Genomic DNA, 20224 nt, shown 5'->3' on the forward strand with positions numbered 1-20224 from the left:
CGGGCGGGTGTAGCCGTCATCACATCTACGCTACGGACGTCACCGTCTCGCCTATCGGACACGCGGCGTCCGGAAGGTACCGCGTACGGCCCGACGCTCGTCCTACCCGGCGAGCTTGACGTCCGAACCCTTCACCGCGATCTCCACACCGTCCGCACCCGCTTCGACCTTGTCGAGCTTGATACCGCCCGGCAGGCCCTCGATCTTCTGGTCGAAGTCGGCGATCGAACGGACGTCGGAGTCGGCGAGGGTGATGTTGCCGAAGCTCGGAATCGAGTCGGCGTGCACCCGCACGGTGTCCCCGTCCACGACGCTGACGGTGCTGAGCACGGAGACGGGCTGCTCCAGGGCGCTGACCTTGATGTCGACCTTGATCTTGCCGTTGCCGCCGTCGGAGAGGCCGACGACCTTCGCGGTGACGCCCAGCGGAAGCTGGGCCTCCTCGGACCCCGCGGCCTTCAGCAGCTGGTCGTAGGCGATGGTCGCGGTGCCGGCGGCGGTGGAGGCGGTGGCGGAGCTGTAGTCGCCGGAGAACGCGACGCCCTTCATGGCGGCGTTCAGGTCGTCGATGCGGATCGTGCCCCCGCTGGTCCCGGTGTCCGCGTCGTAGTCCTTCATCCCGACCTCGACGTCGTCGAGCTCACCGCCGGCCACCTGGGTCAGGAACGGGAACCCCTTGATGTCCACGCTCGGCGTCGTGGTCAGCCCCTCCTGCGTCTTCAGCCGGTCCGCGACCTCGCCCTCCGCGAAGTGGACCGCCAGACGATCGGCGGCGACGAACAGCCCACCGAGAATCACGGCGATGATCAAAAGTATTCGCAGGGCGCGCATGCGGTGGGTCCCCCCGGGGGTGGCGGTCTTGTCGACGGACGGGTGGCCGTCGAGCGGCAGACTAACCCCGCGGGGTAAGGCGCCCGCCGGATTGTCGATCACCTGTGACAGGCCGCATCCGGTAGCTGCTCAATAGACGAGCGCCTGCGTCCCGTCCGCCAGCGCCTCCTGGACGAACACCTGCGCCCCCGCGATCCGTACGCCCTCGATGACGTCCTTCTCCGTGATGTCCCGGCGGGCCGCGCACTGGGTGCACAGGGTGAGCCGCCCGCCCGCGAGGATCGAGTCCAGCAGGTCGGGCAGCGGCGCGGCGTGCGGCAGCTCGAACTCCGCTGCCCGCCCCGGCAGCGCGAACCACGCCGACTCCCCGGTCAGCCACAGCGAGACGTCCACCCCACTGGCCACGGCCACCGCCGCCACGGTGAACGCCTGCGAACAGCGCTCGGGGGCGTCGGCCCCGGCGGTCACCTTGATCACGAGCTTCTTCGCCATAACGGCAGCGTAGTGCGACGGTCACGTCGTCGCGACGATCATCACCAGTAGCCCCGTGACGCTGACCGCGGTGAGCACGCCGGTCCAGAAGGCGTCGTCGGTGAGGACCCAGGGCACCCGCAGGCGCAGCCGTCGGCGCCGGGCACGGGGGACCGGGGAGGGCGGGGGAGGCGCCGACTCCGGTACCTCGGGAGGCGGCGGGCCACTCGGCCGGCCCGGCAGCGGATACGGATAGTAGGGCGGCGGCACGCTCATGCGAGGTCCGCCTCTCGCCGGTGCCCGCGCGGCTGGTCGACCACGAGGAACGGGCCGTCGGTCAGCGGAGGACGGGGCTCCTGTACGGCGGTCCGCGCGGTCGTTCGCCGCGCGGACCCGTCTCCGACGCCCTCCCCTCCCTCGTCCCCGTCCGGGACAGCAAGGACCCCGGTCGGCGGGCGCTGGTCTTCCTGACGAGGCCTGGGCCGTGTTCGTTGCCCACGTGTCCGAATCGTGATCAAGTGGGCGTACAACCCTGGGTGTTGACCAGCGGTCTCCTGTGAAGCGCGCATACGGAATGCGCGCTTCACGTCTTGTGGGGGACGCGTTGGAAAGACCCGAGGTGCCCGAAGCGCCTGAGATACCCGAAGCACCTGACACACCCGAAGCACCTGAGACACCCGAAGAGAGCCCCCGGGCGCGCCGCCGGGGCCGTACGACACTGCTGATCGCCGGCGCCGCCGTACTCGGTGTCGTCGCCGGGACGTGCACGGGATACCTGATCCAGGCCGACCGCGAGCCGACGAAGCTGGCCTCGCTCTCCCAGCCGACGCTGACGCAGGCCAAGGGCCCGGCGCCCGAACCGCTGTCCGCCGCCCAGGACCGCCGCGTGAAGACCGACGGTGACCTGCGCAAACTGCTGCTGAAGAAGCCAGCCGGGGCGAAGGACGCCGACTGGCTGGGTGACGAGGACGGCTGGCTGGACCTGGCCCGGTACGCCGAGCTCTACGAGGAGCCCGCCGATGCCTTCAGCGACCAGGTGAGCGACGAGTTCCGCCGAGTGGCCGTCACGGGCTGGGCGAGCGGGGACCGTCAGGTGACGGTCCGCCTGATCCAGTACCGGCAGGAGGAAGCCGTCGTGGCTGCGGACCAGGCGTCGAGCGGCCAGTACTGGGCGGACAAGGAGGGCTCGACCCGCAGCCGGGCCATACCCGGCACCGGGGACGGCATGGCGTATGTGCACGACAAGCCCGACACCGAGCCCGGGTATCTGCCGGTCTTCGGGGCGGAGGCGTACGCATGGCGCGGTGACGTCACCATGGAGATCCGGGTCTACGACACCAAGTCGATCACCATGAAGACGATCATGGACCTCGCCGAGCGTCAGATGGAGCGGCTGTGAGCGAGAACGAGAACCAGCCCACACCGGCCGATCTGACGAAGCCGGGGCCCGCGGTGGAACCCACGGCTCCGGCCGAACCCGTCGATGCCACGGAAGTCGGGACACCTGCGGATTCGGCCGAGCCCGCTGCATCGACGGAAGCCGCTCAGCCTGCTGCGTCGACGGAAGCCGCTGAGCCCGCTGCGTCGACGGAAGCCGCTGAGCCCGCTGCGTCGACGGAAGCCGCTGAGCCCGCTGCGTCGACGGAAGCCGCTGAGCCCGCAGCGTCGACGGAAGCCGCCCAGCCTGCCGCGCTCTCCGGCCCGGCGGAGCCCCTCGCGCTCGTCGAACCCACCGCACCCGCCCGCAACCCCGCCCGACGCCGCCGCCGTATCGCCGCTCTCGTGGGCTCGCTCGTGCTGGCCGCCGGTGTCATCGGTGGGGTCGGCTACACCGTCGTCACCGTCGACGGCGCCGACCGTGACGCGGGGGCGCCGCTGTGGAAGTTCCCCAGGGCCACGACCGAGACGGCGAAGCCCGTCGCGGCGAACGGGCTGTCGGGGATGCTCGTGCCGTACAAGGACGGCGAGTGGGGCAAAGGGCCCGACATCGGGGAGTACGGCTACGACGCCGAGCTGAGCGGGGCCCACGCCACAGCACTGCGCAAGGAGTCGCTGAGCGGGTTGCCGCGCACCCAGCGCAAGGCGCTGGAGAAGCAGATCGACAAGCAGCGCCTCAAGGGGATCGCGATGCGCAGCTACCTCAGCAACTTCTACGCGAGCAAGGCCGCCACGGTGACCATCGAGCTGTCCGAACTGGAGAACTCCGCGGCCGTCCGCGAGATCTCCGGCTACCAGGAGGAGCTCGTCGGCGTGCTGGACGACCTCCTGCGCAAGGGCCCCAAGATCGAGGGGCACAAGGACGCCCGCTGCTTCCTGGCGCCCAAGGACAAGGACGAGAAGCTCGACTCCATGGTCTGCTTCGCCCACGAGGGCAACGTCCTGGTCAGCCTCACCGCCGACAGCGCGAAGCCGATGCAGCAGAAGGACATCGCCACGCTGCTGCGCGAGCAGCTCGACCGCATCGCCGAACCGGGGGAATCGGTATGACCGAGCAGACCTCACAGCCCGAGCAGACCTCACAGCCCGAGCAGACGGCACAGACGGAGCTCACAGAGCAGGCCGCGCCGCAGGCACCCGAACCGCAGGCACCCGAACCGGTACCCGCGAACGAGCCCGGCGACGACATCAGCGTGGTCGGCCCGGCTGGGCACACAAGAAGGCCCAGCCGGGCCCTCCGCACCACCCTCCGCTGGACCACCGCCGTCCTCACCTTCGCCGCCTTCACCGCCGGCACGGCATACGCCGTCGCGGACATGACCCGCACCGACGTCCCGGGCCTGGCGACGGAGTCGGACGGTCGCTGGGACTACCCCACGCTCACCAAGCCCCCGTTGCCCTCCGGCAGCCCCGGCCCCTTCGCCGACACGAACAAGACCGGCTCCCACTACGCCGATCTACGCCGGCTCGTCCTCCCCGCGCCCCGCAACGCGACCGCCGACAAGGCCCTGACCGGCACGGACGGCTGGCTGCCGACGAAGGACTTCCTCACCCGGTACGAGGAGAAGGAAGACCGGGCCGAACTCGCACAGAAGTTCACCGACCACGGCCTCCGCCACATCGCGGCTCGCGGCTGGACCACCCCGGACGGCACCCACACCGCCGTCTACCTGCTCCAGTTCGACACCGCCGCCGTCGTCGACGAGTTCACCGGCGACATCGCCCCGTACAGCGACCCCGGCTACCAGCTGCGCGGCGCCGCCGACTCGGTCACCGACGAGGACTTCCCCGACGCCTCCCTGGTCACGAACGTCACGCGTGTCGCGTACATGGAGGCGAAGCCGTACGGGACAGCACAGACCCGGCACGCCTACCTGTTCGCAGGGGACGTGATCGCCCTGGTCGTCGAGGACCGCAAGGGCACCGCCCCGGCCGTCCCCTTCGAGCAGACCGTGACCCTCCAGGGCCAGCTCCTGAGCTGAGTTCCGGTGGGACAGACCTCGCACCGCCCCCCGGGCCCCGGCCGCGTAAGCTGGGGCCCGGCCCGTGTACATGCACCGCACCACGCTCATCCGAGGAGCACCCTGTGGAGATCTTCTTCGAAGCCCTGCTGGTCCTGGTCTGCGTCGGCGTTCTCGCCTTCGCCTACCTGACCGTGAAGAAGCTGTACCAGGGCCAGCGCTGATCCCCCTCTAGGAACCGCCACTCATGATCGAGATCCCGTCCGACCTCCACAAGGACCTCGTCCCGCTCGCCTTCCTGCTCGGCAACTGGGCCGGCGCGGGCGTGCACGACTTCCCGGGCTCGGAGAAGTGCAACTTCGGCCAGGAGGTGACCTTCGGCCATGACGGCCGGGACTTCCTGGAGTACGAGTCCCACACCTGGGTGCTGGACAACGACGGCAACAAGGTCCGCCCGCTGGAGTCCGAGCACGGCTTCTGGCGCATCGACGCCGACCGCAAGGTCGAGGTGACGATGGTCCGCGACGACGGCGTCGTCGAGATCTGGTACGGCGAGATGGCCGCCCAGAAGCCGCAGATCGACCTGGTCACGGACGCCGTGGCGCGTACGGCCGCCTCCGGTGCGTACAGCGGTGGCAAGCGCCTGTACGGCTACGTCAAGAGCGACCTCATGTGGGTCGGCGAGAAGCAGACCCCCGAGGTCGAGCTGCGCCCCTACATGTCGGCCCACCTGAAGAAGGTCGTCACCCCGGAGGAGGTCGAGCGCTGGGCCAAGGCCCTGCCCGACGACCTCCCGGACGACGGGATCGCCTTCTTCAAGTAAGCCTTCCGCCGAGTGGGTCATAGACTTTCCGGTGTGGTGAGCACCGATTGGAAGAGCGACCTCAGGCAGCGCGGTTACCGGCTGACCCCGCAGCGCCAGCTTGTCCTCGAAGCTGTGGACACCCTGGAGCACGCGACCCCCGACGACATCCTCACGGAAGTGAAGAAGACGGCGTCGGGGGTCAACATTTCCACGGTCTACCGGACCCTGGAGCTTCTGGAGGAGCTCGGTCTGGTCAGCCACGCCCATCTCGGGCACGGGGCGCCGACGTACCACCTCGCCGACCGCCACCACCACATCCACCTGGTCTGCCGCGACTGCCAGAACGTCATCGAGGCCGACATCAAGGTGGCCGCCGACTTCACCGCGAAGCTCCGGCAGGAGTTCGGCTTCGAGACCGACATGAAGCACTTCGCGATCTTCGGCCGCTGCAAGGACTGCTCTCTCAAGGCTTCAACTACCGAGTCGTAGGCTTAGTCATATGAAGAGCCCTCTGCTGTCCCTGCCCGGTGCCGTCCCCGCCGAGGGTGTGGACGAAGGCGTCGCCGCGCACTACGGCGACCTGTTCCGCGAGCAGCGCGCCCTCGCCGAAGGCACCGGATTCGTCGACCTCTCGCACCGCGGGGTCGTGTCCGTCACCGGCGAGGACCGCCTCAGCTGGCTGCACCTGCTGCTCACCCAGCACGTCAGCGACCTCCCGACGGGCCAGGCCACCGAGGCCCTCATCCTCTCCGCGCACGGCCACATCGAGCACGCCCTGTATCTCGTCGACGACGGCACGACCGTCTGGGCGCACGTCGAACCCGGCACCCAGGGGGCGCTGGTCGCCTACCTGGAGTCGATGAAGTTCTTCAACCGGGTCGAGGTCGCCGACCGCACGGACGAGTTCGCCGTCGTCCACCTTCCCGCCGGTTCCATCGCCGAGGTGCCGGAGGGGGTCGTCGTACGCGAGACGCCGTACGGCCGCGATCTCTTCCTGCCGCGCGCCGACCTGGAGTCGTACGCCGAGAAGTCCGGTCCCGCGGTCGGCCTGCTCGCCTACGAGGCGCTGCGGGTCGAGCAGCACCGCCCGCGCCTCGGTTTCGAGACCGACCACCGCACCATTCCGCACGAGCTGGGCTGGATCGGTACGGCCGTGCATCTGCAGAAGGGCTGCTACCGGGGCCAGGAGACCGTCGCCCGGGTGCAGAACCTGGGCAAGCCCCCGCGGCGCCTGGTCTTCCTGCACCTGGACGGCAGCGAGGTGCACCTGCCGCCCGCCGGGACCGACATCCGGCTCGCGGACGAGGGGCCCGACGGCCGCAAGATCGGTTTCGTGACCACGTCCGTACGGCACCACGAGCTCGGCCCGGTCGCGCTCGCCCTGGTCAAGCGGAACGTCCCCCTGGACGCGCGCCTCGTCGCCGACACGACGGCCGCGGCCCAGGAAGTCGTCGTGGAGCCGTAGCCCCCCGGATCTCAGATGTCCAGCAGGACCGTGAACGGGCCGTCGTTCGTCAGGGACACCCGCATCCGCGCACCGAAGCGCCCGGTGGCCACCGTCGCCCCCAGGGAGCGGAGCTGGGCGACGACCTCGTCGACGAGCGGCTCGGCGATGTCGCCGGGGGCGGCGGCGTTCCAGGTGGGGCGGCGGCCCTTGCGGGCGTCGCCGTACAGGGTGAACTGGCTGATCACCAGCAGCGGGGCGTCGATGTCGCTGCACGACTTCTCGTCGTGCAGCATGCGCACCGACCAGAGTTTGCGGGCGAGTTGAGCCGCCTTCTCCTTGGTGTCCTCGTGGGTGACCCCGACCAGGACGCACAGTCCCTCGCCGCTGATCTCCCCGACCGTCTCACCGTCGACGACGACGCTCGCGCCGTCCACCCTCTGCACCACTGCACGCATGTGCCCATCATGCCGGTCCCGCGGGAAGGACCCGTGTTCGGGTTTATTTTTGATCCTTAACCCCCCATCTGGGGCCGTTCGGGGGCACTCGGTCACATAGCGGCCACTTGGGGTGGCACGATGCTTCCACACGCCGGTCGAGGGGACGGTAGAGGCGCATGAGCACACCGAGTACCGGGCAGCCGGGGCCCGTCCGCGTTGCCCACAGGGCGGAGCCGGAGACACCCCGGCCGCCCGCGCAGCGTACGGACAGCCACCTGCTGCCCCCGGATCCGATCGAACATGATCTCGCCACGCTGAGCCTGCCCGAGCTGCGCACGCTGCGCCGGGACGCCCAGCGGGACGAGGCCGACCTCAGCTATGTCCGACGGCTGCTGCAGGGCCGTATCGACATCCTCCGCGCGGAACTGCTGCGCCGGTCCCCGACGGGCGCGGGCTCGCTGCTCGAGCGCCTCCCCGAGGCCTCGGTGGTCGACCGGCTCCCGGAGATCCTCACCGACGCCCCGGCCCGCCAGCGCTCCTCGGCCCGCCACGTCACGCTGGGCACCCCGCACAGCGAGGAGTACCGGCTGCTGGCCGCCGAGACGCTCGCCGAGGTCGAACTGTCGGACCTCTCCGCGCGGACCGACCTGGAACTGAGCACCGCCATGGGCCGGCTCGTGCGGTACGAGCAGCAGGTGTCCGGGCGACGCCAGCGGTTGCAGCGGACGGCGGACGAGTGCAGCGGGGAGATCGCGCGGCGGTACCGGGAGGGCGAGGCGCAGGTGGCGGATCTGCTGACCTAGGAACTTCGCGTCTGCTGACCTGGTTTCAGGCAACTTCGCGTCTGCTGACCCAGGTGACTTCCTGGCGGCCCGGGCCGGAAAAACGACGCGACACCCCATCCCCGCCCGCCTACCGTGGCCCCCATGAGCGCCCCAGCCGACATAGACGTCCGTCCGGTCACCGAGGCCGAGTATCCCGAATGGCTGCGTGCCGTGCATGCCGGGTTTCTCCGGGAGCCGGTCGTGTCGGAGACGGAACTGGAGGCCCGCAGGAGCCAGTTCGAGCCGGGGCGGCTGCTCGGGGCCTTCGACGGGGACCGTTGCGTGGCGACCTTCCGGTCCTTCGCGCAGGAGGTGACGGCGGTCGGTGGTGAGTTCGTGGCCGCCGACGCGATCTCCGCCGTCACCGTGACCGCCACCCACCGCCGGCGCGGGCTCCTGACCCGCATGATGAACCAGGATCTCGCCGCCGCGAAGGAGCGCGGAGACGTCCTGGCGACGCTGATCGCCGCCGAGTACCGGATCTACGGCCGCTACGGCTTCGGCCCCGCCACCTCGGCCGCCGAGTGGACGATCGACGTCCCGCGCGCCGGCCTCGATCCCCGTGGCCCCGATCTGGACGGCGGCCGTATCGACCTGGTGGAACCCGACGACGTACGCAAGCTCGGCCCCGAACTGCACGACCGGGTGCGCCGGGCCACGCCGGGAGCGATCAGCCGGGGCGACTGGTTCTGGCAGCTCGAGACGGGTGCCGTACGCACCGACCCGAAGTGGACCGAGCCGTTCTTCGCCGTGTACCGGGCGGCGGACGGCACGGTCGAGGGGCTGATGGCGTACGAGGTGGACGACAAGTGGGCCGACTCCATGCAGCCGTTGAACACGGCGAGCGTGCGCAGCCTGATCGCCTCGACCCCGGCCGCCGAGCGTGCCCTGTGGCACTACCTGTGCTCGATCGACTGGGTCATGCGGGTCAGGAGCGGCTGGCGGGCCCCCGACGACCTGCTCCCGCACCTGCTGCCCAACCCTCCGGCGGCCGGGATCACCATGCAGTCGGACTTTCTGTGGGTGCGGATCCTGGATGTCGTACGGGCCCTGGAGGCGCGGACGTACGAGGGTGAGGGCGCGCTGGTGCTGGAGGTCGTGGACGGGTCCGGGATGGCCGGCGGCCGCTACCGGCTGGAGGCCTCGCCCGCCGGGGCCACCTGTACGGCGACGACTCGGAGTGCCGATCTCACGCTCGACGTGCGGGAGTTGGCGACACTGTGGCTCGGTGACGAGTCGGTGGCGCGGCTCGTGGCGCTCGGGCGGGTACGGGAAGAACAAGCGGGCGCCGGCCGGGTGGCCGACGCCCTGCTGCATACGTCCAGGCGTCCTTGGTGCCCGGACATGTTCTGACGCTCCCTTCTGGCGGGGACGGGTGGGCGGTTGCTTCGCATCCGTAGCGAGCTGTTCAGTTGTGGTTGTGCGGTGTGTGCAGCTGTCGCTGCTGTTCAGTTGTCGGTGTTCAGTTGTGACTGTGCAGACCGACCGGGCTCCCGGCTCCCCTCCGGAAGGGAGCCCGATCAGCCGGATCCTGGGCCCGGCGGGCGGGCGTCAGCCGGACTGGGCGAGCAGCATCACGAGGATGACCGCTCCGATGCCGCCGATCGCGACGTTCTTGGACTTGACGCCGATGGTCAGGGCGACGAACGCGACGATGCCCATCGCACCCCACTTCCACTGCACGAGTGCCTCGAAGCCGACGGCGAGGGCGGCGATGGCGACTGCGATGAACGGCATGACGGTCCCCCCTTCGGGACGGTGGCCCCTGTCGGCCGCAGACTGGCCAACCTTGTGAAGCTTTGACCATGTTTCTCAAGGTTGCTCAAGTTGGCGACCAACTTCACTGTACTTATCTCCGCTTGGATGCGTCTCATAACCACCTTCCAGTGAACTGCCCAAAGATGGCGGGAAGTTGTAGTGTTTGGTCGTGGACCCGAAACACGCCTCCGTCAATGGACGGAAGAGGTCACAGCGGCCACACACGTCACCTCGCGAGGTGGCCGACGAGCTCCGCGCCCGGATCCGGTCCGGCGCGCTGCGGGCAGGTCAGCGCATGCCCACACAGGCGCGGCTGGCCGACGAGTTCGGCGTCGAGCGCGGGGTCGTACGGCAGGCGCTGTACCTGCTGCAGACGGAACGCCTGCTCACCAACGTCTCCAAGGGAAGCCCGGCGACCGTCGCCCCCGACCTGGGGCTCAGCGGGGCGCTCGGCGGCCCCGGAGCCGCCCCGCAGCCCACGATGGTCGCCCTCGGTCCCCGGATCTCCACCGCCTTCGCGGCCCCGCACGTCGAGATAGACGCCCTGTGCCTGACGTCGGTGTCCCTCAACCTCGCCGTTGGCGAGGGGCTGCGCCAGATCCACGCCGGACGACTGAATCCGGCCAAGATCGACGTCCGCGTCCTGCTGCCGGGCCGGGACATCGACCTCGCCTTCCCGGTGTCCGTCGAGGACCGTGGCGACGACGACCCGGTCCACGAGCGCTGGCTGGCCCAGCGCAACGCGCAGGGGCAGGTCCTCCGGCACAACCTCCTGGCCCTGCGTGCCACGCACGGCATCGACGTCCACGTCTCCTTCCGTGCCCTGCCCTTCACACCACCCGTGAAGCTCTACCTCCTCAACGGCATGGAGGCGCTGTTCGCGTACTACACGCTGACGCGCCGCAAGGAGGAGATCGACCACGAGCACCTGGAGCTGTACGACTCCGAGGGCACCCAGTCGATGCTGTTCGCCTTCGAACAGGGCGCCGGCCTGCGGGACACGACCTTCGTGGAGCAGTCCCACCTGTGGTTCAACGCACTGTGGGAGACGATCAGTTCGGAGCTGGCGCTCACGGGCTGACGTCTCCCACAGGGGCGGATCCGGGTGCCTTCGGGTCATAGGGCGGGCCCCGCGACCAGCAGAGCGAGCACCACGGCCCCGGTCGAACTGATCGCGGGGTTCTTGGCCTTGATGCCGATGGTGAGCAGGAGCATCCCGATGATGCCGCTGGCGCCGTACTTCCACTGCAGGGTCTGCTCGACGCCGACGACGAAGACGGCAGAGAGGAGAGCGAGGGCCGGCATGTTGGTTCCCCCTTCGGACGGGCGGGCGGGCGAGGCGGGCGAGGAGGTAAAGCTTCCGCCAACTCATCCAAGTTGGCAACCAACTCTGCCTATGTTGTCCCCACTTGGTGGGGGTTGATAAACAACTTCCGGACAACTCCCCAGAGATGGATTGGAGTTGTAACGTTTGGTCGTGACCCAGGAGAACGTTGCAGTGAACGGCAGCAGAAGGCTCTCGCCCCAGGAAATCGCCGACACCCTGCGGGAACGCATCCGCGTGGGCGACCTCAGGGCCGGCGACCGCCTGCCCACCCAGGCCGAACTCGCGGAGGAGTTCGGCGTGGAACGGGGCGCGGTCCGCCAGGCGCTGCGCGCACTGCAGGAGGACGGGTTGCTCAGCAATGTGAGCAAGGGGAGTCCGCCGCGGATCGCGGAGCGGGTGCCCGGGCTGTCGGGGGAGCCGCAGCCGACGATGGTCGGCCTGGCCCCCCGCCTCACGGAGGCCTTCTCCAGCCCGCACGTCCGCATCGACGCGGCCTGCCTGACCTCGGAGACCCTGATGGTGGCCCTGAGCGAGCCGGTCCGCCACATCCACGAGGGCCGGATCCACCCCGAGTCCATCGACGTCCGCATCCTGCTGCCGTCCCGGGACATCAACCTGGCCTTCCCGGTGCCGGTGGACGCCCCCGACGACGACAACCCGGTCCACCAGCGCTGGCTGGAGATGCGCAACGCCCAGGGGCACGTCCTGCGTCACAATCTCCGTTCCCTGCGCTCCTCCCACGGGATCGACGTCAAGGTCAGGTTCCGCGCCCTGCCGTTCACCCCGCCGGTGAAGCTGTACCTGCTCAACCAGTCGGAGGCGTTGATCGCGTATTACATGGTCGCGCGCCGGGAGGAGGCCACGGATGCCGGAATTCTCGACATGTACGACGTCCTCGGCACGGAATCGCTCCTCTTCTCCTTCGCGAAGAACGCCGGCGAGCGTGACGCCGCGTTCGTCGATCAGTCGCAGAAGTGGTTCGACGCCCTCTGGGAAACCATCACGACGGACCTGACACTCTCCTAGTGACTCCTGAGACGACGCACACTGAACCGGTGACAGCAGAGACAGCACGACTCGCATCACTGGTCGCCTCCGCTCGGTACGTGCTCTGGGACATGGACGGGCCGATGTGCCGGTTGTTCGCGGGCTACCCAGCGCACGAGATAGCCGGGCAACTGGTCGCCATGATCGACGGGTTGGGCATGGGCGCCCTCCTGACCGCGCAGGAACGATCCGGCGACGATCCACACGTAGCGCTGCGTGGCGTCCATGAACGGCACCGCGGAAGCGATCTGGTTCTCGCGCTGGAGGAGTGGCTCACCCGGCGCGAACTGGAGGCCGTCTCCAAGGCGATGCCCACCCCGCATGCCGACCCGCTGATCAGGACGTGGTCGGCGCGCGGGGCCAGGTTCGCGATCACCACCAACAACGCCGCCCTCGCGGCAGCGGCGTACGTCGAGAGCCGCGGACTGGCGGACTGCTTCCCGCACATCTACGGCCGCACGGCGAACCTCGATCTGATGAAGCCGAACCCGCACCCTCTGGAAGAGGCCATCAAGGCCATGGGCGCCGTTCCGTCGGCCACGCTGATGATCGGTGACACGGTGACGGACCTCCAGGCCGCGCAACAGGCCGGGGTGTCGTTTCTTGGCTACGCGCGTAATGCGGACAAGGAGCAAGTCCTGAGGGATGCGGGTGCCGAGGTTGTGGTGCGCTCGTTGGAGCAGGTGATGGACGTACTGCGCCACGTTCCCTGAGCTGTCGATCGGACGATGTGCGCGTAACCGGTCCACTATGCCGCCCGCCCCCTACCACTTCGACGACGCTGATCAACTGTCGGTCCAATTGGGCTGGTTGCCTCAAAAGTGGTTGTTCCCTGACTGATTGATCGACTAACGGGCCTGCAAATATTGGCCTGTTGGCGGTTTGGTTGGCCGGTGATGGAGGTACGGTCGCGATGTGAGCGAAGAACGCGGCAAGAGAGCCACCATTCTGGCGACGCTGCGGTCCCGTATCGCCGACGGCGAGTACCGGCCGGGTTCTCACCTGCCCCCGCAGCGCACTCTCGCCGACGAGTTCGAGGTCTCACGGGACACGATTCAGCGCGTCCTGGAGGAGCTGAAGACCGAAGGCTGGATCGAGTCACGTCAGGGCAGTGGTTCGAAGGTTCGAGTGACGCTCCCCATCCATGTGACGACGCAGATGAAGGTGCCTCCCGGTCGTATAGCGCTCGGGCCCTTCGTCGCCCGTGTCTTCGCTCAGCCCGTCGTGGAGCTGGATGTCTTCACGTTCACCTCGGAGAGCCTTGACACCCAGGTGCGGGTGCAGGCCGATGCAATCCGCAACGGGCAGATTCCCGCCCCGGAGCGCATCGCGATCCGGATACTGCTGCCTTCCGAGTCGACCGAACTGCCGTACCCGCGGGCGAGAGTGCCGGTGGACTCCACCGCCGACGTGAAGGAGCTGGACCGGATCCTCCAGGCGCGTACGCGGGAGATCATCCGTCGGCACACCTCCTCCCTGCGCGATGCCCTGCGCAACCTCAAGACGGATGCACTGGTGCCCGACGTCACGGTCTCCGTCCGCGAGGTGCCGCTCGTGCCGACCCACAAGCTGTATCTGCGGCGCGGTGTCGAAGGGCTGATCGGTCCGTACAAGATCGTGGAGCGCACGATCCTGGTGGACGACGACACCGAGATCGACGCCTGGGATGTCCTGGGGCTGGGGTCCACCTTGATACGGCACGTCCAGGACGACGGTGACCCCAACGCGACGGGGTCGGTGTTCATGCAGAGCTGGCAGGACTGGTTCGACTCATGTTGGCACCGTTATGAACCGTCTTGACCGATGTCCCTGTTCGTTACATTCCTCGAACAGTGTGAAGCGCAGGAGTGAAGACTGTTTCATCTGGGTAGCCAGTCCCGAATAAGGCCCGTCGAGGCCGCTTGGGCACTACAGTGTGGTCCCTCTCGTGCTGCGCATGAAATTCGGAGGCGCTGCATAGTTGCTCAGGAGTGCCCGTGGGTGGTCCATCCGGGCCCGCTGCCGCGTTCGCGGGGCGGGCGGCCCGTGAGGCGCTCGGTGAGCTGGTCTCCCACGCCAGGTCCGCGGGAAGACTCACCCGCGGTCACCACAACCTGAACTACATTGTTCCGCCACCCTTCTGGCTTGATCAGCTGACGGATCTCAAGTTCATCATGGTGCGTGAGCGTCAGCGCTCCGCGTTGCCCGTGGTGATCCGGACCTGGCAGGACGAAGCGGAGATCCTCGAGGCGATCGGCGGTGTTCTCCCGCATGTGCCGCGGTGCCTGTTGAAGTACGGCGACATCGCGGTCATGAGTTACGTGGACGGCGTCCCCCTGTCCAGCGTCTGCCCCAATGGCAAGCCCGTGGACCAGCACGTGGTCCGGGCTCTCGCCGAACTGCTGGCGGACATGACACACGTCGGCCGCAAGGAGCTGCCGCCCCTGCCGCAGTCGTGGCCCCGGTCCAGCCGGGACAGCCGGGCCTTTCTGCGCACGCTGGCCCTGGCCACGGAGGCGCAGGTCCGGCAGCGCAACTGGTACAGGTTCGGCGGACTGTTCGCGATGCTCGGCATCCCCGAGGACGCCATGGTGCGGTTCGCCGAGCGCGTGCCCGCGATGATCAGCCGCCCTTTCAGCCTCCTCCACACGGATCTGCACCGTGACAACGTCATCGTCTCGTACGAGGCCGGCCCTCCGTTGTTCTGCGTGGACTGGGAGCTGTCGAGCTACGGCGACCCGCTCCACGACCTCGCCACCCATCTGGTGCGCATGCGTTACCCGGTGAATCAGTGGGACGAGGCCGTCGAGGCGTGGCGCTCGGCGATGGTGTCGCGGCGTCCCAAGGCGGTCAACGGCCTGGAGCGCGACCTGCGGCACTATGTCGCCTTCGAGCGCGCCCAGTCGGTCTATCCGGACGTGATGCGCGCCGCGACGTCTCTGGGCGAGTCGTTCGACCAGAAGGATCTGGACGCCGCGACCGAAGCGGTTTTCTGGGCCTTGCAGGTCGCTGAAGAGCCGTTGCGTCTGAAGAACGTTCCGGACGAGAAGGCCATCGAACGCATTCTCTTCCGCTGGAATGTCGCGCACGGCAAGCGCCACAGCCGTGACCGCGCAGTGTCGTCCATCTCCTGGGTGCGCGATCCGCGGTTCCCCGAGCGTCCGACGTTCCCCAAGTCGGCGGTGCAGGAGGCCCTCTTCGAGGAGGGGGCGGCTCTGGCCGACCGAGTGTTCAAAGGGACGGCGCACCTCAGCACGGCGGTGCGGGTGGCAGGCGTGCCGTACCCGGTGATGGTGCGGCGCAAGGTGGGAGCCGACACATCCAGGGAGCGTCGGTTCCTGAACGAGCACGTCGTGCTACGGGCGATCGAGGACTCGGGCGTGCCCGTGCGTGCGCCGCGCGTGCTGGCGCTGGGGACAAGTGAACTAGGAGACCAGTTCACCATCCATTCCTTCGAAGGGCCAGAAGGGCCGAACGGGGAGATCCGGGCTCCCGATCACCCTGCGGGTGGCCTTCTGCCGCACGAGGCGGACGACCTCGTGAAACAGCTGCACGCCCTCACCCAGGTCGACTGCGCGAAGCTGATGGAGGACTCGTACGCACCGGTCGCGGGGTTTCATGAACAGCTGTGCGCCGAGCTGATCCGGATGGTGTCGGACCTGCCGAAGGAGACGCTTCAGCTGGCGGGCCAACTCGGCCTTCCCACCAGTGGCTTCCGACTGGAGGAGCTCCTCCGCCGGCATACGGTGACCCCTCGACGTGCTGTGCTTCTGCACGGAGACCTCAATCCGTGGAACATGATCCGTCGTGAGGACGGCTCGGGCCTGACCCTGATCGACTGGGAGATGGCGATGGTGGGCGACCCCCTGTACGACCTCGTCCGCCATATGCACCTGACGCCGACCCTCCCCGAGATCCGAACGCGCATGTTCGACCGGTGGTTGCAGCTTTTGCCGGAGGACTGCACCAGGGGATGGCGTGCCGACTGGCGTGTGTACCGCTGGATGGAGACCGTGCGCTCCGCTTATGTGGACCTGGACCGGCTGATGACCCGCGACAGTCTCGACGCCCCCAATGTGAGCCGTGCGGTGGGGACCTATGCCATGACCCTGACCGCCGCGACCGCGACACTCGGCCTGCGGGCCGCAAACACGAATCCCTATCTTGTCCTGGCGCTGCCGCACGGAGACCATTGAGGATCGTCACCGCACAGTTGGCCCAACTGGTGCGTCGCGAGGCGGAGCGGCCGCTTCGGTACGGGGGAAGGGGCTCCGGATGTCCGGAAGCAGCGGCAGGAGTGTGCCCGGCGCCACCATGGGTGAACGGCTGAAGAGGTTCCAGGCACGCTACGAGCCGATGATCACGCGTGCGCTGCTGCTGGGCATCTTCGGCACAGGGCTTCTCGCCCAGTTCGTGAAGCCCGTGGGAGACGCGATGGCGGGCAAGACCTTCCTGGGCGGTGCACTGCTCAGCCTGGTCGGTTACGTCCTGTACGACACCCTGAAGGATCTCGCGGCATCCCTCCGGCTGGCCCCACGCGCTCAGGTCAAGTCCCAGGAGCTGGGCAGATTCGTGACCGAGGCGTTCGAAGCTCAGGTAGTGGAGATCAGTTTTCTCGGGTACACGGGCGAGACGCTGTACAACGAGCTCTACCACCGTCTGGAAGCCATGCATGGAAGTCCCGGACCCATCAAGGAGGTGCGGATCAGATTCCTCGTGCCGGACTTCCGCCGCCCCATGACGGTCCCTTCCCGGGTGGGTCCTCAGGGAGATCCCGTCGATGACGAGCAGTTCCGCAGAGGGCTGGAGCTTCAGTGCATGGGGTACGCCAGGAGGTTGACCGCACTGGCGCACCGACTGACCGGCGGAGGTCGGATAACGGCCGCGTGCGAATACCGTTTCTACCCGGGTATACCGCGGGACAAGATCTGCATTTTCAACCGTGAGCTGGTGCTGCACGGTCTCTACGACCTGGCAGCCCGGACCATAGAGTCCAGTTCGGGACCCGAGTACTACGACCCCAAGGGGTACCAGACCGATCTGACCTTCTGGTCTTCGGACGGCACTGACGAGGCCAAGACCGCCCTGGCGACATGGAACAAGCACTTCGACGACCTGTGGGGTCTCGCCGAGAGATCCCACTGGCATCAACACACAACGTCGTGATCCTGCCCTGGGCGCCCCGCGTAGGCTCACCGCCATGACCGCCCCCGGCCTGCGCCAGCGCAAGAAGCAGCGGATGTACGAGACCCTGTCGGAGATCGCCATCCGGCTGTTTCTCGAGAAGGGCTTCGACGCCGTTTCCGTGGCCGAGATCGCCGCCGCCGCCGAGGTCTCCAAGCCCACCCTCTTCCGGTACTTTCCGGCCAAGGAGGACCTCGTCCTGCACCGGATCGCCGATCACGAGGACGAGGCGGCTCAGGTGGTCGCCGGGGCGGGAGTGGGGCCGGTCGCCGCGTTGCGGGCGCACTTTCTCGAGGGTCTGGAGCGGTGTGATCCGGTCACCGGACTGAACGATCACCCCGCGGTGCTGGACTTTCACCGGCTGCTGTACGGCACCCCCTCGCTCGTCGCCCGCGCGTACGCCCACCTGGAGCGCCAGGAGGCCGCGCTCGCCGAGGCGCTCGGCGGTGACCTGGACGCGCGGCTGGCCGCCGGGCAGATCATCGCCGTACGACGGGTGCTCGCGATGGAGAACTGGCGGCGGATTTCGGCGGGGGAGCGGGTGGCGGACGTGAAGGGGGATGCCGTGACCGCCGCCGAGCGGGCGTTCGACGCGCTGGAGAGGGCTCTGTCGCACCCCGATGCGACACGGTAATAAACTTAACTCGGTTGCATTTTCGTTTACGCTCGGTGGAATGACCACCATCGAGCCGGGCCTCCATCGGGAACTCCACCGCGAGCGCATCCACCACGACCGTTGCCGTACCGCTCTCGCCGCCATGATCGACGGCGCCCAGGAGCAGGTCGTCGTCGGCGAGGACGTCTCCGCCTCCGGGGCGGACGCCGAGGTGCTCGGGTACCAGCTGCGCAGTCAGGCCAAGGAGATGCGGGAACTTCCCGAAGGGCCCCTGTTCTTCGGGAAGCTGGAGTTCGACCACGGCGATCATGCCGGGCAGGCGTATCACCTGGGGCGGCTGCGGATCACCGAGCATCCCGCCGCCCCGCCCCTCGTCGTCGACTGGCGGGCCCCCGTCTCCCGCGCCTTCTACCAGGCGAGCGCCCGCGATCCGCAGGGTGTCGCCGTGCGGCGGCGGTTCGGGTGGGCACCGGGGAGCAAGGGGGAGTCCGCCGATCTCACCGGCCTGGAGGACGAGCACCTCCGGGACGGCGGGCCGCCGCAGGTCAGCGACATCGTCACCCGCGAGATCGAACGGCCCCGCGTCGGCCCCATGCGGGACATCGCCGCGACGATCCAGCCCGAGCAGGACGATCTCGTACGAGGGGACCTCGCCGTCTCCGTGTGCGTCCAGGGCGCTCCCGGGACCGGCAAGACCGCCGTCGGGCTGCACCGGGCCGCCTATCTGCTCTACACCCACCCGCAGCGGATGCGGCGCGGCGGGCTCCTCGTCCTCGGCCCCAACCGGACCTTCCTCTCCTACATCGCGCAGGTGCTGCCCGCGCTCGGCGAGACCGGCGTACGGCAGTCCACGCTCCAGGACGAGATCGCCCGCCACCCGGTCACCGCCACCGACGCCCATCCCACCGCCGTCCTCAAGCACGACCCCCGGATGGCGGAGGTGCTGCGCCGGGCGCTGTACGCGCGGGTGTCGACCGCACAGGTCGACTCCCTGGAGATCAAGGACGGTTCGTACCAGTGGCGGGTCGGCGCCGGCGAACTCACGCGGATCGTGGCGGACGTACGACAGGAGGAACCGCCGTACGCGACCGGGCGGGAGCGGGTGCGCAGCCGGGTGGTGCGGAGTGTGCAGCTGCAGGCCGAACGGCGGGCCGGGCCGCAGAGCGGTGCGTGGGTGCAGCGGGTCTCGCGGTCCCGGGTGCTCGGGGCGTTCCTCGACGCCGTGTGGCCCAAGGCGCGGCCCGAGGAGGTCGTGGCCGAACTGCTCAGTGACCGCGAGGAGTTGGCGGCCGCTGCCGACGGGCTCCTCGACTCCGTAGAGCAGCAGAACCTGCTGTGGACCAGGCCGCCGCGGTCGTGGAAGTCGGCGCGCTGGTCGGCGGCCGATCTGGTGCTGCTCGACGAGGTCGCCGGGCTCGTGGAGCATCCTGAGGGGTACGGCCATCTCGTCGTCGACGAGGCGCAGGACCTGTCTCCCATGGAGTGCCGGGCGATCGCCCGCCGGGCGCGTTTCGGGTCGGTCACCGTGCTCGGTGACCTGGCGCAGGGGACCACGCCGTGGGCGGCCCGCTCGTGGCACACCGTCCTGCGCCATCTCGGCAAACCGGACGCGGCCGTCGTACCGCTGACCATCGGGTTCCGTGTCCCGCAGGCCGTCGTCCAGCTCGCCAACCGGCTCCTCGCCCAGCTGGACGTGGCGGTGCCGGAGGGACGGTCCCTGCGCGGGGACGGGGAGCTGAGGATGCGTCCCACATCCCCGGACGCCTTGCCGGGCGCGGTCGTGGACGCCGTACGGGAATCGCTCGCGCACGAGGGGTCCGTGGGGGTCGTCGCCGCCGACGCCGATGTGGAACGCGTACGGCAGGCCCTCGACGCGGCCGGGATCGTCGCCGCCGGACCGGACGAACTCGGTGCGCGGGTGAGCGTCGTACCGGCAGGTGTGGTCAAGGGGCTTGAGTACGACCATGTCGTGGCCGTCGAGCCGGCCGCGATCGCGGAGGCGGAGGAGCGCGGGCTGCACCGGCTGTATGTCGTGCTGACCCGCGCGGTGTCGCGGCTGGTGGTGGTGCACGGGCGGCCGCTGCCGTTCTAGCGCGGTGG

The 20224-nt window shown here is 68.8% G+C and carries 22 protein-coding genes; 16 read left to right on the forward strand and 6 right to left on the reverse strand.

All coding sequences use genetic code 11. The features are described from left to right. Nucleotides 1-102: 102 nt before the first annotated feature. The 3 genes from ACIBJB_RS41590 to ACIBJB_RS41600 form a co-directional block, all read right to left on the reverse strand. Entirely contained in the window at nt 103-831 is a 729-nt protein-coding gene (locus ACIBJB_RS41590) for a DUF2993 domain-containing protein (RefSeq protein ID WP_398939095.1), read from the reverse strand. Nucleotides 832-960: 129 nt separating this feature from the next. Further along, a complete protein-coding gene (locus tag ACIBJB_RS41595; protein ID WP_123990152.1) occupies nt 961-1323 on the reverse strand; it encodes a DsrE family protein in 363 nt (120 codons plus the stop codon). Between the two features lie 21 nt (nt 1324-1344). Next, nucleotides 1345-1578, reverse strand: a complete 234-nt coding sequence (locus tag ACIBJB_RS41600) for a hypothetical protein (RefSeq protein WP_398939096.1) — start codon at nt 1576-1578, stop codon at nt 1345-1347. A gap of 343 nt (nt 1579-1921) precedes the next feature. On the opposite strand from ACIBJB_RS41600, the gene ACIBJB_RS41605 reads away from it, so the two are divergent. From ACIBJB_RS41605 to ACIBJB_RS41630, 6 genes are all read left to right on the forward strand, one after another. After that, nucleotides 1922-2701: a hypothetical protein gene (locus tag ACIBJB_RS41605; protein ID WP_398939098.1), complete on the forward strand. Its 780-nt coding sequence runs from the start codon at nt 1922-1924 to the stop codon at nt 2699-2701. Then, nucleotides 2698-3789: a hypothetical protein gene (locus ACIBJB_RS41610; protein WP_398939100.1), complete on the forward strand. Its 1092-nt coding sequence runs from the start codon at nt 2698-2700 to the stop codon at nt 3787-3789. The genes ACIBJB_RS41605 and ACIBJB_RS41610 overlap by 4 nt, the downstream gene beginning before the upstream one ends. Next, nucleotides 3786-4721, forward strand: a complete 936-nt coding sequence (locus ACIBJB_RS41615; protein WP_398939102.1) for a hypothetical protein — start codon at nt 3786-3788, stop codon at nt 4719-4721. The genes ACIBJB_RS41610 and ACIBJB_RS41615 overlap by 4 nt, the downstream gene beginning before the upstream one ends. Before the next feature lie 226 nt (nt 4722-4947). Next, on the forward strand, nt 4948-5523 hold the full coding sequence (locus tag ACIBJB_RS41620; protein WP_398939104.1) for an FABP family protein: 576 nt from the start codon (nt 4948-4950) through the stop codon (nt 5521-5523). Nucleotides 5524-5556: 33 nt separating this feature from the next. Further along, the gene (locus tag ACIBJB_RS41625; RefSeq protein WP_057608747.1) at nt 5557-5994 is read left to right on the forward strand and encodes a Fur family transcriptional regulator; all 438 of its coding nucleotides are present in this window, start codon (nt 5557-5559) and stop codon (nt 5992-5994) included. Nucleotides 5995-6004: 10 nt separating this feature from the next. Then, the gene (locus tag ACIBJB_RS41630; protein WP_398939106.1) at nt 6005-6970 is read left to right on the forward strand and encodes a YgfZ/GcvT domain-containing protein; all 966 of its coding nucleotides are present in this window, start codon (nt 6005-6007) and stop codon (nt 6968-6970) included. 11 nt (nt 6971-6981) lie between these two features. Here ACIBJB_RS41630 and dtd read toward each other — a convergent pair whose 3' ends face one another. Continuing rightward, nucleotides 6982-7407 (reverse strand): D-aminoacyl-tRNA deacylase, encoded by a 426-nt coding sequence (gene dtd, locus ACIBJB_RS41635; protein WP_398939108.1) that lies wholly within the window; start codon nt 7405-7407, stop codon nt 6982-6984. Nucleotides 7408-7565: 158 nt separating this feature from the next. Between dtd and ACIBJB_RS41640 the strand changes: the two genes are divergently transcribed. Together ACIBJB_RS41640 and ACIBJB_RS41645 are read left to right on the forward strand one after the other, a co-directional pair. Then, entirely contained in the window at nt 7566-8192 is a 627-nt protein-coding gene (locus ACIBJB_RS41640; RefSeq protein ID WP_398939110.1) for an aerial mycelium formation protein, read from the forward strand. 123 nt (nt 8193-8315) lie between these two features. Continuing rightward, on the forward strand, nt 8316-9566 hold the full coding sequence (locus tag ACIBJB_RS41645) for a GNAT family N-acetyltransferase (RefSeq protein WP_398939112.1): 1251 nt from the start codon (nt 8316-8318) through the stop codon (nt 9564-9566). A gap of 198 nt (nt 9567-9764) precedes the next feature. Here ACIBJB_RS41645 and ACIBJB_RS41650 read toward each other — a convergent pair whose 3' ends face one another. Next, nucleotides 9765-9950, reverse strand: coding sequence for a hypothetical protein (locus ACIBJB_RS41650; RefSeq protein ID WP_057608742.1), 186 nt, complete (start codon nt 9948-9950; stop codon nt 9765-9767). 184 nt (nt 9951-10134) lie between these two features. On the opposite strand from ACIBJB_RS41650, the gene ACIBJB_RS41655 reads away from it, so the two are divergent. Beyond that, nucleotides 10135-11052 (forward strand): winged helix-turn-helix domain-containing protein, encoded by a 918-nt coding sequence (locus ACIBJB_RS41655; protein WP_398939113.1) that lies wholly within the window; start codon nt 10135-10137, stop codon nt 11050-11052. Nucleotides 11053-11087: 35 nt separating this feature from the next. Here the strand turns inward: ACIBJB_RS41655 and ACIBJB_RS41660 are convergent, their stop codons facing one another. Next, nucleotides 11088-11276, reverse strand: a complete 189-nt coding sequence (locus tag ACIBJB_RS41660) for a hypothetical protein (protein WP_053851924.1) — start codon at nt 11274-11276, stop codon at nt 11088-11090. A 166-nt stretch (nt 11277-11442) separates the two neighbouring features. Here ACIBJB_RS41660 and ACIBJB_RS41665 point away from each other — a divergent pair, with 166 nt between their 5' ends. From ACIBJB_RS41665 to ACIBJB_RS41695, 7 genes are all read left to right on the forward strand, one after another. Further along, nucleotides 11443-12324 carry a winged helix-turn-helix domain-containing protein gene (locus ACIBJB_RS41665; protein WP_398939114.1) on the forward strand — a complete coding sequence of 294 codons (882 nt, stop codon included), beginning with the start codon at nt 11443-11445 and terminating at the stop codon, nt 12322-12324. Further along, a complete protein-coding gene (locus ACIBJB_RS41670; protein WP_398939115.1) occupies nt 12273-13058 on the forward strand; it encodes an HAD family hydrolase in 786 nt (261 codons plus the stop codon). The genes ACIBJB_RS41665 and ACIBJB_RS41670 overlap by 52 nt, the downstream gene beginning before the upstream one ends. 202 nt (nt 13059-13260) lie before the next feature. Continuing rightward, a complete protein-coding gene (locus ACIBJB_RS41675) occupies nt 13261-14145 on the forward strand; it encodes a GntR family transcriptional regulator (RefSeq protein ID WP_398939116.1) in 885 nt (294 codons plus the stop codon). A gap of 176 nt (nt 14146-14321) precedes the next feature. After that, nucleotides 14322-16520: a phosphotransferase gene (locus ACIBJB_RS41680; RefSeq protein ID WP_398939117.1), complete on the forward strand. Its 2199-nt coding sequence runs from the start codon at nt 14322-14324 to the stop codon at nt 16518-16520. A 103-nt stretch (nt 16521-16623) separates the two neighbouring features. Further along, nucleotides 16624-17490, forward strand: coding sequence for a hypothetical protein (locus ACIBJB_RS41685; RefSeq protein ID WP_398939118.1), 867 nt, complete (start codon nt 16624-16626; stop codon nt 17488-17490). Nucleotides 17491-17524: 34 nt separating this feature from the next. After that, nucleotides 17525-18142: a TetR family transcriptional regulator gene (locus tag ACIBJB_RS41690; RefSeq protein WP_398939119.1), complete on the forward strand. Its 618-nt coding sequence runs from the start codon at nt 17525-17527 to the stop codon at nt 18140-18142. Nucleotides 18143-18182: 40 nt separating this feature from the next. Further along, entirely contained in the window at nt 18183-20216 is a 2034-nt protein-coding gene (locus ACIBJB_RS41695; protein WP_398939120.1) for a HelD family protein, read from the forward strand. Nucleotides 20217-20224 lie beyond the last annotated feature (8 nt).

Source organism: Streptomyces sp. NPDC050759, assembly GCF_044456945.1.
Classification (GTDB): Bacteria; Actinomycetota; Actinomycetes; order Streptomycetales; family Streptomycetaceae; genus Streptomyces.

Coding starts and splice junctions, on each gene's coding strand:
- ACIBJB_RS41615 (WP_398939102.1), top strand. CDS start 3,786: ATGACCGAGCAGACCTCACAGCCCGAGCAGACCTCACAGCCCGAGCAG.
- ACIBJB_RS41690 (WP_398939119.1), top strand. CDS start 17,525: ATGACCGCCCCCGGCCTGCGCCAGCGCAAGAAGCAGCGGATGTACGAG.
- ACIBJB_RS41645 (WP_398939112.1), top strand. CDS start 8,316: ATGAGCGCCCCAGCCGACATAGACGTCCGTCCGGTCACCGAGGCCGAG.
- ACIBJB_RS41630 (WP_398939106.1), top strand. CDS start 6,005: ATGAAGAGCCCTCTGCTGTCCCTGCCCGGTGCCGTCCCCGCCGAGGGT.
- ACIBJB_RS41695 (WP_398939120.1), top strand. CDS start 18,183: ATGACCACCATCGAGCCGGGCCTCCATCGGGAACTCCACCGCGAGCGC.
- ACIBJB_RS41660 (WP_053851924.1), bottom strand. CDS start 11,276: ATGCCGGCCCTCGCTCTCCTCTCTGCCGTCTTCGTCGTCGGCGTCGAG.
- ACIBJB_RS41600 (WP_398939096.1), bottom strand. CDS start 1,578: ATGAGCGTGCCGCCGCCCTACTATCCGTATCCGCTGCCGGGCCGGCCG.
- dtd (WP_398939108.1), bottom strand. CDS start 7,407: ATGCGTGCAGTGGTGCAGAGGGTGGACGGCGCGAGCGTCGTCGTCGAC.
- ACIBJB_RS41640 (WP_398939110.1), top strand. CDS start 7,566: ATGAGCACACCGAGTACCGGGCAGCCGGGGCCCGTCCGCGTTGCCCAC.
- ACIBJB_RS41595 (WP_123990152.1), bottom strand. CDS start 1,323: ATGGCGAAGAAGCTCGTGATCAAGGTGACCGCCGGGGCCGACGCCCCC.
- ACIBJB_RS41650 (WP_057608742.1), bottom strand. CDS start 9,950: ATGCCGTTCATCGCAGTCGCCATCGCCGCCCTCGCCGTCGGCTTCGAG.
- ACIBJB_RS41620 (WP_398939104.1), top strand. CDS start 4,948: ATGATCGAGATCCCGTCCGACCTCCACAAGGACCTCGTCCCGCTCGCC.
- ACIBJB_RS41590 (WP_398939095.1), bottom strand. CDS start 831: ATGCGCGCCCTGCGAATACTTTTGATCATCGCCGTGATTCTCGGTGGG.